12 protein-coding genes are annotated in these 11769 nt (G+C 60.0%); 4 read left to right on the top strand and 8 right to left on the bottom strand.

The window, feature by feature from the left end; translation table 11 throughout:
• Positions 1–2 precede the first annotated feature (2 nt).
• Together EGX79_01785 and msrA are read right to left on the bottom strand one after the other, a co-directional pair.
• Entirely contained in the window at positions 3–1184 is a 1182-nt protein-coding gene (locus EGX79_01785) for a hypothetical protein (protein ID AYX81027.1), read from the bottom strand.
• Positions 1185–1283: 99 nt separating this feature from the next.
• Entirely contained in the window at positions 1284–1940 is a 657-nt protein-coding gene (msrA, locus tag EGX79_01780; protein AYX81026.1) for a peptide-methionine (S)-S-oxide reductase MsrA, read from the bottom strand.
• A 102-nt stretch (positions 1941–2042) separates the two neighbouring features.
• Between msrA and EGX79_01775 the strand changes: the two genes are divergently transcribed.
• From EGX79_01775 to EGX79_01765, 3 genes are read left to right on the top strand one after another with little or no spacing between them, the layout of a single operon-like run.
• Entirely contained in the window at positions 2043–3191 is a 1149-nt protein-coding gene (locus EGX79_01775; protein AYX81025.1) for an o-succinylbenzoate--CoA ligase, read from the top strand.
• A 56-nt stretch (positions 3192–3247) separates the two neighbouring features.
• Complete coding sequence (locus EGX79_01770; GenBank protein ID AYX81024.1) at positions 3248–4144, top strand: 1,4-dihydroxy-2-naphthoate polyprenyltransferase; 897 nt, start codon at positions 3248–3250, stop codon at positions 4142–4144.
• Positions 4145–4153: 9 nt separating this feature from the next.
• A complete protein-coding gene (locus EGX79_01765) occupies positions 4154–5314 on the top strand; it encodes an alpha/beta hydrolase (GenBank protein ID AYX81023.1) in 1161 nt (386 codons plus the stop codon).
• Here the strand turns inward: EGX79_01765 and EGX79_01760 are convergent.
• Positions 5311–5706, bottom strand: coding sequence for a DUF4229 domain-containing protein (locus EGX79_01760; protein AYX81022.1), 396 nt, complete (start codon positions 5704–5706; stop codon positions 5311–5313). The two genes, EGX79_01765 and EGX79_01760, sit on opposite strands and share 4 nt — an antisense overlap.
• Before the next feature lie 193 nt (positions 5707–5899).
• On the opposite strand from EGX79_01760, the gene EGX79_01755 reads away from it, so the two are divergent.
• The gene (locus EGX79_01755; GenBank protein AYX81021.1) at positions 5900–6166 is read left to right on the top strand and encodes a hypothetical protein; all 267 of its coding nucleotides are present in this window, start codon (positions 5900–5902) and stop codon (positions 6164–6166) included.
• On the opposite strand, the gene rfbA is transcribed toward EGX79_01755, so the two are convergent.
• The 5 genes from rfbA to EGX79_01730 form a co-directional block, all read right to left on the bottom strand.
• The gene (rfbA, locus tag EGX79_01750) at positions 6163–7038 is read right to left on the bottom strand and encodes a glucose-1-phosphate thymidylyltransferase (GenBank protein AYX81020.1); all 876 of its coding nucleotides are present in this window, start codon (positions 7036–7038) and stop codon (positions 6163–6165) included. The two genes, EGX79_01755 and rfbA, sit on opposite strands and share 4 nt — an antisense overlap.
• 20 nt (positions 7039–7058) lie before the next feature.
• Complete coding sequence (locus tag EGX79_01745; protein AYX81019.1) at positions 7059–7748, bottom strand: dTDP-4-keto-6-deoxy-D-glucose epimerase; 690 nt, start codon at positions 7746–7748, stop codon at positions 7059–7061.
• A gap of 102 nt (positions 7749–7850) precedes the next feature.
• Complete coding sequence (gene rfbB, locus EGX79_01740; GenBank protein AYX81018.1) at positions 7851–8843, bottom strand: dTDP-glucose 4,6-dehydratase; 993 nt, start codon at positions 8841–8843, stop codon at positions 7851–7853.
• A gap of 52 nt (positions 8844–8895) precedes the next feature.
• Positions 8896–9906 (bottom strand): c-type cytochrome biogenesis protein CcsB, encoded by a 1011-nt coding sequence (ccsB, locus tag EGX79_01735; protein AYX81017.1) that lies wholly within the window; start codon positions 9904–9906, stop codon positions 8896–8898.
• A gap of 172 nt (positions 9907–10078) precedes the next feature.
• Positions 10079–11767 (bottom strand): cytochrome c biogenesis protein ResB, encoded by a 1689-nt coding sequence (locus EGX79_01730; GenBank protein ID AYX81016.1) that lies wholly within the window; start codon positions 11765–11767, stop codon positions 10079–10081.
• Positions 11768–11769 lie beyond the last annotated feature (2 nt).

Genomic DNA, 11769 nt, shown 5'->3' with positions numbered 1-11769 from the left:
ACCTACTCCTCGATCGCCTCGCGGACCTCTTCGACACTGAGGTTGGAGTCTTCAATCTCCTCGCGGGCCTCCTTGTTCCGGCCACGGCGGACCAGGCGGAAGATGCGCTTGCGGCGGGAAGTCTCTTCACTGATGCGCTCGCGGCCGCGCAACCAGGCAACAAGCATGACAGTAATGAGCAGCAGACCGATGTAGCCCAGGATTGGGTAGACCCAACCGATTAGGTTCTGGAAGCCCATGAAGCTCAAGGCGAAACCGAGCAAGACCAGCGCGACGTAGACAATCTTGAATTTTTCCGGGTGATTTGCGGTGACGCGACGCCCCAGTGCGTAGAACATGCCAAGTGCCGTGTTGAAGATCATGCCAAGGATTACCACGGCCATGGCCTGGCCCAGCCACGGGTGCAGTCGATTAATGACGGTGAGCATTGGCACGGCATCGGTGGCGACAGTACCAACAGTGTGGAACAGCGTGATGGTGGTAATCAGCAGCATCGCGGAGTAAATCAAACCACCGGTAAACCCACCGGCTCCAGCGGCGCGGGGATTGAACAGGCTACCGCCAATAACAATCGCCATGGAAACCGCAACCATCAGGTTAAAACCAACATAGTTCACTGCGGCGACAACCCAGTTCGGCAGGGTAGTCGGGACTTCCGCAACGGCAGCTGCCTGCTCCGCGGCCGGGGTGGCATCGGTGAACGCCAGCGTATAAACACTGGCCAGCAGGATAAAGCCGACGATAAACGGCGTGATGGAACCGATCACTGTGGTCACTCGGTCAACATCGAGGAAACCGGCTGCAATGGTCACCAACACCATGATTACGGCACCGATCCACACAGGGATGCCCCACTGCTGCTCCATGTTGGCACCGGCACCGGCGAACATGACGAACCCGGTGGCGAAGAGCGTGATAATCACGCCAATGTCCAGTACTCGCGAGAAGATGGGGTGCGATACGCGTCGGAAAACTTCGCCGTGCTCGCTGGCCTGAAAATAGCTTCCCAGCTGCAAAATGATCATCGCCATCAGGCTCATGATTACCGCTGAGAGAACGGCACCCCAGACACCATTGATGCCAAAGGCGACGAAGTATTGCATGATTTCCTGACCCGTCGCAAAGCCCGCGCCGACGACCACGCCGACGAAGGCAAATGCAACGCGCAGTACTTGCTTCACCACAAGGGTTCACTCCTATTCGACTATCGGATTAATATAACCACCTTACTTTTCTCAGTGAGTTTTACTAATCGCAATTAAGCGTTCTACGAAGTTTCGCCTTTAAATTCCGCAGGCCACGCCGGTCGAATGCACTGGGCAGTAGCCGTTCGGATTCTTAAACAAGTACTGCTGATGCTCATCCTCGGCTCGGTAGTACTCCCCTGCCGGGGTCTCCGCGAGTGGCTTAATCTCCGTGGTGATGGGACCCAGGCCAGCGTCGGCAAGCTTCGGCGCGTACGCATCGGCGATCTCCTGTGCCCGGCGCGCTTGCTCGGGCGTCGTCGTGTAGATCGCGGAACGGTATTGCGTGCCGACGTCATTGCCCTGGCGGTAGCCCTGCGTGGGATCGTGGGCTTCGAAGGCCTTGGCGATCAGCTGGTCGAAGCTAATCTGCTCCGGGTCGTAGACGACCTCCACAATCTCGGTGTGGTTGGTGCGTCCGGTGCAGGACTCGCGGTAGGTGGGATTTGGCGTCACGCCACCGGCGAACCCGACCGATGTGCTGAGCACGCCCGGTGTTTCCCAAAACAGCTTCTCAGCGCCCCAGTAACAGCCGATACCGATGTAGACGACCTCCTGGCCATCCTCCCATGGACCGGTGACCGGCGTGCCGAGCACCGCATGCGGCTTAGGATCTTCCAATACCGGGTGCGAGCCGCCCTTGAGCGCCTCATCTTCCGGCACCAGCTCCGCTGACCTACCAAAAATCCAACCCATCTTCGACGCCTTTCTATCTATGACTGTCTTTGGTCTGCGCAACGCGCCCGAGGCCACGATTGTTCCGACCTCGCCACCAGAAACTACGGCACAACACGGGCTATGGTTTGGGTTGTGCGTACGCTCAGCCTGCTTTCCGTCAATCCCCACGACCCGACCGCCATCCTGCCCGACCTCCGCGCCGCGCTGGACGGTGAGGTCTCTCTTCTTCCCGTTCCGCTTCACGACGGCACGCGCGCCTCAATCTTGCGGAACTCGCAACGCGCAGGTGAGCCGATTGATGAGTCCATCGCGCTTGTTGTCGGCACTTCCGGTTCCACCGGCACACCGAAGGGTGCACAGCTGACGGTGGATAACTTGGTCTCCTCTGCTACCGCTACACATCAGTGGCTCGGCGGTGAAGGGCAGTGGCTGCTGGCGATGCCGGCCTACCATATCGCTGGCCTGCAGGTTCTCATTCGTTCGCTGCTCGCGGGCACGGAGCCGGTGTGTGTGGATGTGACCGACGGTTTTGATGTTGCCGCATTCGCCGACGGCGCCGAGACCCTCACCAGCGATCGCGCCTACACGTCGCTGGCTCCGATGCAGCTGGCCAAGGCTATGGAAGAACCCTTTGGTGCGGCAGCCCTGCGCCTGTTTGATGCCGTACTTGTCGGCGGCGCAGCTTTGAACCCGCAGGTGGCAGCACGCGCTGAAGAGCTGGGCATCAACGTCGTGACCACCTATGGTTCCTCCGAGACAGCCGGCGGCTGCGTCTATGACGGACAGCCCATCGAGGGCGCACAGGTCGCCATCGAAAATGGTCGTGTTTGGCTGGGCGGGCCGATGATTGCACACGGTTACCGCAACGCGCCCGGTCACGAGGCTTTCCATAAACCAGGTTGGTTCGCCACCTCCGATGCGGGCGAGATCCGCGATGGCCGACTGGTCATCACAGGACGCCTGGACACCATCATCGACTCCGGCGGGTTGAAGCTGCACCCTGAAGTCCTTGAACGTGAACTGCTCGCCATCGACGGAGTAACAGGAGCCTGCGTAGTCGGCGTGCCGCACCCACGGCTCGGCCACGCTATCGTCGCAGCGTATGAAGGCACCGCTGAGCTCGGCGATGTCATGGACGGGCTCGGCGATGCTGAAGACGCCGGGCGCATCAATCACTGGATGATTCCGAAGGACCTGCGTCGTGTGGAGGCTCTGCCACTGATTGGTCCGGGCAAGGTCGACCGGAAGAAAGTCGCGGCGCTCTTTTAGCTCATTCAGACACGCATTAGTTCAAGGCATTTGGTGTCACGTCCTATTATTAATTCATGTCTGAAGCACCAAAGAGTCCTGCAACGGCGTCGTTAAGCGATTGGCTGGAAGGCGCGCGCCCCCATACCTGGGCGAATGCGTTTGCGCCGGTCATCGTCGGTGTCGGAGCGGCATCGACGCACGCGCCGATTATCTGGGGACGTGCGGTGCTCGCGCTGGTTGTCGCGTGGGCGTTGATTGTGGGCGTGAACTTCGCCAACGACTACTCCGATGGCATCCGCGGCACTGACGATGACCGCTCGGGCCCGCTGCGCCTGACGGGTTCGGGGCTGGTGGAGCCGAAGGTCGTGAAGTACGCGGCATTCGGCGCCTTTGGTGTCGCGGGCCTTGCCGGTGTGGCGCTGTCCCTGATGAGCGCGTGGTGGCTCATTCTGGTCGGTGCACTGTGCATCGCGGCGGCGTGGTTCTACACCGGCGGCAAGAATCCCTACGGATACCGTGGCCTTGGCGAGGTCTCGGTCTTCGTCTTCTTCGGTCTCGTCGCGGTGCTCGGTACGGAGTTCACCCAGACCGGCTCCCTGTCCTGGGTCGGTCTGGCCTGCGCAATCGGTATCGGTTCGGTGTCCTCTGCCGTAAACCTGGCGAACAACTTGCGCGACATCCCCACCGACGCCGCTACCGGCAAGATCACCTTGGCAGTTCGCCTGGGCGACTTCCGCACCCGCATCGTCTGGCAGATTCTCTCCCTCATGCCCGCGCTGGCCAGCAGCTTTATCGCTTTCTGGCGCCCATGGGCGCTGGTGGGTCTGCTCATCGTGCCGCTGTGGGTGAAGGCCTCCGAGCCAATTCGCATGCATAAGAAGGGCAAGGAGCTCATCCCGGTACTGGGGCTTACCGGCAAGATGATGCTTGCCTGGTCCGTCATTACGGCACTCGCACTCGCGCTCAGCTAGGGGGTACCGATGGACTTCCGCACACTGACGCACAAGGCGCTTGACGACGTCCAGGAGGCCGCAACCCGAGTTGGCGACACAGCAGCCAAGGCTCCAGCTTTCGCCCGCAGCGCTGCTCTGCGTTTGACCAAATCGGGACGCCGCCGACTGGCGCTGGAGCACGGTGCGCTGCATTCGCAGACCCGTGAACCGGGACTCACCGATCTCACGTCAACCGGCGTGGTGCATATCAAGACCGCACCGGTCACGGCCGAGATTGCGGCCAAGGACGACGAGCGGAAGGCCAGCGACAAGCCGGATGCTGTCACCACCGATATTCCGGTGCACTGGTACGAGGTTGAACCTAGCGAACCCGCCAAAGAACCCGTGACCATCGTCTTCGTCCACGGCTTCACCCTGGCTGGTGAGTCCTGGTACCGGCAGTTCAACGCGCTGCGCAAGTCGCACCCGGAAGCACGCCTGTTGACTATGGATCTGCGCGGCCACGGCCAGACCGGAGCGGTTCCGGCTTCACTCTGCACGGTCGAAGGGGCTGCGGCCGATGCGCTGGCCGTGATCGCCGAGCGTGCCGCGACCGGAAAACTCATCGTGGTTGGGCATTCGCTAGGCGGTTTGATTGCACTGCACATGGTGCGGGCTGCCGAGGAAAGCATTCGCCGTCGGATAGCAGGCGTAGTGTTGATTTCCACGTCTATCGACAAGCTGGCCGCCCAGGGTGTGCCGCAGATTCTGGCGTCCCCGGTGGCGGATGCGGCGCGCAATGCAATTGAGTCCTCGCCGAAGGAGATTCGCAAGTTCCGCGAGGCAATCGCGTCACTGATGGCGCCGTCGTTGGCGGTGGCGGTGTTCGCCCGGCGCACGGACTACGAGATCATCGAGTTCCACGCGGCCATGATTAATGAAACACCGCTGGAAACTTTCGTGGGATATCTCGACGACCTGCAGGATCACGACGAGTTCGCATCCGGGCCTTACTTGGAGGGCTTGCCAGGAGCGGTACTGGTGGGCACGAAGGACGATGTCACTCCGCGCAAGCAAGCAGACCTAATTATGGAAAAGTGGCCGGACGCCGAACTGGTTGAAGTCGACGGGGCCGGCCACATGTTGCCGCTCGAGGCTCCGGAAGCGGTGAACCGGGCTATCGAGCGGGCCCTGGAGAAGGTGCGCTAGTTTTCCTCGCGGTCCTTAATCTGCTGCGCAATGTATTCCTTGTGCGCGCGGAGGTTCTCCGACCACACTGCAACAGACTCATTGGCCTGGACGCGCAGCTTCGGGAACACAAAAACCGACAGCGGCATCGCAATAATCAGTGCGAACACAGCCGTAATTGCAGCCGGAATCTGCACATTAACGAGGTAGATAATCACGAGCAGAATGAAGAACAGCACTAGGAATAGCAGCAGACGAGCAAGGCCGTACCAGAACAGCCCCTTCATGGCATTGCCGCGACCAGCATTCTTGGAGCTAGGAGCTGACTGCTTCGGAGCTGCTGAAGCCGGAGCCTGAGTCGACTCCACTTCAGCCTCAGAAGCCAACTTGTCCTGCTCTGCTGGATTGGTCATTAAACCCTCACCTCTACGTGTTACGCCTGTGCTGTGCCCGGGCGTTGCTAGCGTCCATGGCTGTTCGTGTCCAACGTTCCTTTGTACCCTAACGAACTCTGTACGCCGTACCGCATGCAGTGCGATACCCCTCGTGGGCACTACGGGACTCGTTGCGTATTCTAGTCGGTAAATCCAGGAGGTTAGCTATTACATGGGTCGGCTCATTCTGCTGCTGTTCATCATCCTTGTCGTAGTCATGCTGTGGAAGGCATTTGGCCCCGGCAGTCGCGGCAACGGCATGCGACGTATTTCCGCTCCGCAACCGGAACCCCGTCCGCTCGCTCCCGACGATGATCCGGAGTTTCTCTGGAAGCTCAAGAAGGCCGAATTCGATCGCCGTAAACGTGAGCAGGAGCTGCAGGAGCGGCGCGAACGGGAGCAGGACGACAACCCCGATAATCCCGGCGAAACTGACTAAACGTCCTTGCCACGCAGCAACAACTGCTGTAGATATTCCCCGTAGCCACTGGCGCTGAGGGCGTCGGCACGCGCGCTAAGCGCAGCATCGTCAATGAATCCCATGCGCCACGCCACCTCTTCCGGCGAGCCAATCTTTAGCCCCTGCCGCTGCTCAATCGTGCGCACGAAATCACCCGCGGCCATCAGATTGTCCACCGTGCCCGTGTCCAGCCATGCCGTGCCGCGCGGCAGCACCTCTACCTGCAGTTTCCCGCGCTCCAAGTAGGCGCGGTTAACATCCGTGATTTCCAATTCGCCGCGTGACGACGGTTGCAGCGAGCGAGCTATCTCAACAACCTCGGCATCATAGAAGTACAAACCAGGCACCGCGAAATGGCTGCGTGGTTTCTTCGGTTTCTCCTGGATTGCCACGGCTTTGCCGCTTTGGTCGAAGTCCACGACTCCATAGGCTGTGGGATCTGCGACCCAGTAGGCGAAGATCGCTCCGCCATCGACGTTATGGAAGCGGCGCAGCTGCGTGCCCAAGCCAGCACCGTAAAAGATGTTGTCGCCGAGGATGAGCGCAACGGAGTCATCGCCGATGTGGTCCGCACCGATGATGAACGCTTCAGCGAGACCACGGGGCTCGTCTTGGGTGGCAAAGGTGAGGTTGAGGCCCCACTGCGAGCCGTCGCCAAGCAAGCGTTCAAACTGCGGGGCATCATGTGGCGTGGTGATGACGAGGATGTCCCTGATTCCCGCTAGCATCAGCGTGCTCAGCGGGTAGTAGATCATCGGCTTGTCATAGACGGGAACCAGCTGCTTGCTTACGCCAAGTGTGATGGGAAACAGCCGAGAGCCCGTACCACCTGCGAGGATGATGCCCTTCATAGTGCTCGCGCCTTTCTGCCTTACTGCCCGGCCGCTTCGTTGGCGATTGCCCACTCGTCGCGAGCCATGTTCTCAAGATCCTTGCAGTCAAACTCACTGGGGAGCTTATTGCCCTCGGCCTCGAACTGCTCGATAGTCGGAGCCTTCTGATCGCGCTCGGAGAGAATCATGTCCGCTTCGGTGAGACCACCCTTGGCCAGTAGCGCGACCAGATCAATTCCGAGAGTCGGGTCCTGGATGCTGACAGCGCGTTCCGCCTCCGGGTTGTAACCGGTGGAAGTGAGGTAGGTGAGCACGGAGTCGTCGGCAAGCGAGACGAAACCATGACCGATGCCGTTGGGCAGATAGACCACTCGGCGGGTCTTGCTGTCGAGCTCGAAAACCTCAACCTTGCCGAAGGTGTCGGAGCCGCGACGCAGGTCAACCGCAATGTCGAGGATGTGGCCTACGGGGCAGGTGACCAGCTTCGCCTGGCCGGGGTGACCATCTGGCGCGGTGCTGACGTCAGCGAAGTGCAGGCCGCGGACAACGCCTGCAGCGGAGACACTCATATTGGCCTGCTCCGGGAAGAACGGGTAGCCCGTAGCCTCGGCGAATGCGTCGAGGCGATACCACTCGTGGAAACTACCGCGGCTGTCGCCGTGGATGACCGGTTCGAAGGTGAAAACGCCGTCGATAGAAGTGGGCTGGAATGTGCTCTTAGGGCTCATGGGTAACAAGTGTAGACGGGGCGCCCGGGCTGAGGCTGTGGCACGCGTTGAGTGTGCACTGAGTGTGCGTTGAGGGTTCGCTAGGCATGCCCCAGCAGCGAACTACAACTCCTGCTCGCGCTCCGCGTAGCCAGCCTCAGCGGCATCGTAGGCCGCCGCCCACCAGGACTCGTTGGCGCGATACCAGTCGATGGTCTCGGCGAGCCCCGCGGAAAAGTCTTGGTAGCGCGGCTGCCAGCCAAGGCTGCGGATGGATGCGGGGTCAATCGCATAACGACGGTCGTGCCCCGGGCGGTCAGTGACATGGACAAAGTCGGACCGCTCACGACCGAAGCCCTCCAGGATGTCTCCGACCACGTCGAGGTTGGAACGCTCGCCATCGGCACCAATCAGGTAGGTCTCCCCCACCTCGCCAGAATCCAAGATTGCCCAGACCGCGTCGTTGTGGTCATCGACGTGAATCCAGTCCCGAACATTCTCGCCAGTGCCGTACACGCGAGGGCTACGACCGCGCAACAGACCACAGATCTGGCGGGGAATCAGCTTCTCCGGATGCTGCCTCGGCCCGTAGTTGTTCGAGCAGTTACTAATCGTCGCAACCAACCCGAAGCTGCGCACCCACGCCCGGACAAAGTGATCCGCTGAAGCCTTGGAGGCCGAGTAGGGGCTGGAGGGTTTGTACGCGGTGGCCGTCGTAAAGCGTGCTGGATCGTCGAGAGCGAGATCGCCGAAGACCTCGTCGGTGGAGATGTGGTGAAGGCGGACGTCGTGGGTGGCGCAGGCCTTCGCCAGATTCACGGTGCCCATGACATTAGTGGTGACGAAGGGATCGGCGTCCACCAGCGAATTGTCGTTATGGCTCTCTGCGGCGAAGTGGACGACCACGTCGAAGCGGGGCACGAGGCGATCGATCAGCTCCGCGTCACGAACATCGCCGCGGATGATTTCACAGTCCGCGCCATCCAAGCTCGCAGGGTTCGCGGCATAGGTGAAAGCGTCCAGCACCGTGACATTCACATCGGGCCGTGTAGCCAGAGTGCGGAGAACGAAGTTGGAACCAATAAAGCCGGCACCACCGGTGACGAGAACGCGCATGGAAGCGATTCTAGTTCACCCGGCGATGCCGGCTTTGTACAAGTGTGAAGACTTAGTTCAGACCAGCGTAGGAGTGCAGGCCCGAAACCACCTGGTTGATGAAGAAGAGGTTGAACACCATGGTGGCAAAACCGAAGATGTTGATCCACGCGGCCTTCGTATTACGCCAACCCGAAGTCGCGCGAGCGTGCAGGTACAGGGCGTAGATAATCCAGGAGATCAGAGCGGTGGTCTCCTTCGGGTCCCAGCCCCAGTAACGACCCCATGCGGACTCGGCCCAGATAGCGCCCAGCACAATGCCCAGACCGAACAGTGGGAAGGACCAAATAGCGGTGCGGTAAGCAATCGCATCCAGCTTTTGAGCATCCGGCAGCGGCGCGACCAGTTTGCCCAGGAAGCCCTTTTCCTTGCCCTCGCGGTTGTACATCCGCAGCATGTAGAGAATCGAGGCAACACCGGAAATCAGTGCGATACTGCACCCGATAGAAATAATCGAGACGTGAACCGGAATCCAAATCGACTGCAGTGCCGGCACCACCGGAGCAGCCTCAACATATAGGTTCTTACCACCGTAAAACATCAGCGCCAGAATCGGAGCCAACAGCCACGGCCAGAACACACGCATGGTTTCACGATGCAGTACGCCAGCTGCAATTGCCATAGCAAAGAGGATTGAAACTGATACGTACTCGTAGAGGTTGCCCCACGGGAAACGCTGCACGGCCAGGCCACGCAGCAGCACCGATGCAAAGTGCACGGCCACCCCGACGTAAATCAGCATTTCCGTCACAACGCCGAGTCGGTTCGTCAGCACCTGGTTCTTAGGCTCGCTTGCCGACGACTTCGTCGCCGACTCCCCCGAGTCAGCAACACTAGCGGTGGTAGCTCCCTCACCCGCACCGGCGGCTACCAGCTCGCGTTCCGCAACCTGGCTTTTCGCTTCAGCGGCCGCGATACGACGACTGTAGTAGGCAATGGAAATAACAAAGGCCACAAGATAAAAGGCGAAGGCCGTGAAGTACGACCAGTCCGAAAACTGCGCCAGTGTCTTATTGACGAGCATGTACTTGGCTCCAAAGTGTGGAATTAGCGGAATACTTCTTCAAACCCTAGTACTAAAGCAGGACTAAGCAAAAGGGGACCGGGGACACGGGGGACGCAAAAATGCGCGGAGGCGCAATTCTCGCCCCCGCGCATTCACCCTGCAGTAATGATGGACCAGACTTAGTGGTCAGTTAGCTTTTGTCCTTGTCGTCCGCGCTCTCGTCGGTCGCAGCATTGTTGTCAGCAGCATCCTCGTCATCACTGTCACGTTCCAGGATGTCATCTACGATGTACTGGAACTCCTCGCCCCAACCTGCCTTGTCGGTGCGGGCAAGGCCACCGAACTCAACGCGAGTGCGGCCATCTTCCAGCGGGAACATGCGCACCCAAACACGTCGGCGCTTAATGCCCAACGAAAGAACCATGCCCGCCAGTGCGGCCACAGTTGCCACCAGCACCCAGAACTGCGTGGAATCGTGCGAAACCTGCAAGTTGACGAATTCCTTCGCACCGAGGAATTCAATCTTGGTGCCGTCGGCAAGCTCGGTGGATTCGCCCTGCTTGAGGTTGACGCGGGCTTCCTTAGCCAGCTGACCCGAGTGCATCAGATCGCGGTCGAGGGAAAACAGCCCCTGCGAACGACCGGTGTCCAAGCCCGCGTCGCCGCGGTAGATGTCGACAGCCACGGCCGGGTCTTGCATCGCCGGGTAAGAGGACTGCAGCAGAGCACCCTTTTCACCAGTAAACTCCGCGGTCGGAGCGAACAGTCCCTCGATTGCAATCTGGTTCTGGCGGCGCTCGAACAAGTCCGGGTACATGCCTGCTGGTGGGTCGAAGCGCAGCGCACCAGAGGACAGGAAGAAGGTCGGATCATCCGGACGGAACTGGACAATCGACGTACGCGACTCGCCATTCGGCCAGGTCACCTTGAACGCAGGCGCAAAGCCGTGCCCCTGCAGGTAGACGCGGTCACCGGCGATGCGCAGAGGGTGGTTGACCTGCAGCGTGGTCTTCTCCCACTCATCGACAGGCTTACGCATATCCTCTTCTTCTGCGAATCGGATGTGCGAGGTAAACATCTTGGCCTGGCCGTTCGGCAGGTAATCGGCCGCGAAGTCCTCTACCTGAATACAGAACGGGTTCAAAGTCGTACCGTCGAAGGTGTTTCCCGAGCGCAGCGAGTCATAGTTCGCCGCAGCGGTGTTACAGAACGGAACGCCCACCGCGCTGTTGACGTTGTCATCAGAAATCTCGGTGCCGGTGTTGGTCAGCAAAATGACCTGGCCCTCGTAATAGATCATGCGGCCCAAGCCGACGATGATAATCAGCAGCGCAATGCCCAGGTGGAACACCAGGTTGCCGAACTCACGCAGGTATCCCTTCTCCGCGGAAAAGGATCGTGCCCCAGCGCGATCTTCATCTGCTGGAGTCTCGGTCAACGCCCACTTGTTCAAGCGCTCACGCACCCGCTTAGAAACTTCATCCGCAGAGGCATCGACCACGGCTTCGTCGTGAAGCGGAAGACGCGCCAACCGTTTCGGCGCCCTAGCCGGTGGTGTCTTCATGGCCTTGTAGTGGTCGATGGTGCGCGGAATAATGCAGCCGATCAGGGAAATCAGCAGCAAGGCCACGATGGCGACGAACCAGACGGACGAGAAGACATCGAAAAGCTGCAGCTTATCCATGATCTCGGCGGTCTTGCCGTTGGCGGCAAGATACTGGTCGACCTTGTCCTTATTCAGCGAGCGCTGTGGCAACAGGGCACCCGGAACCGCTGCGAAAGCGAGGATGAACAGCAGAATCAGCGCCGTGCGCATGCTGGTCAACCAGTTCCAGACCTGCTGGAAGGGCTGTCGTACCTTATTCCAATTCACCGACATCG

Source organism: Corynebacterium jeikeium (assembly GCA_003955985.1).
GTDB classification, from domain to species: domain Bacteria; phylum Actinomycetota; class Actinomycetes; order Mycobacteriales; family Mycobacteriaceae; genus Corynebacterium; species Corynebacterium jeikeium_D.
This window is presented reverse-complemented; position numbering and strand designations above follow the sequence as displayed.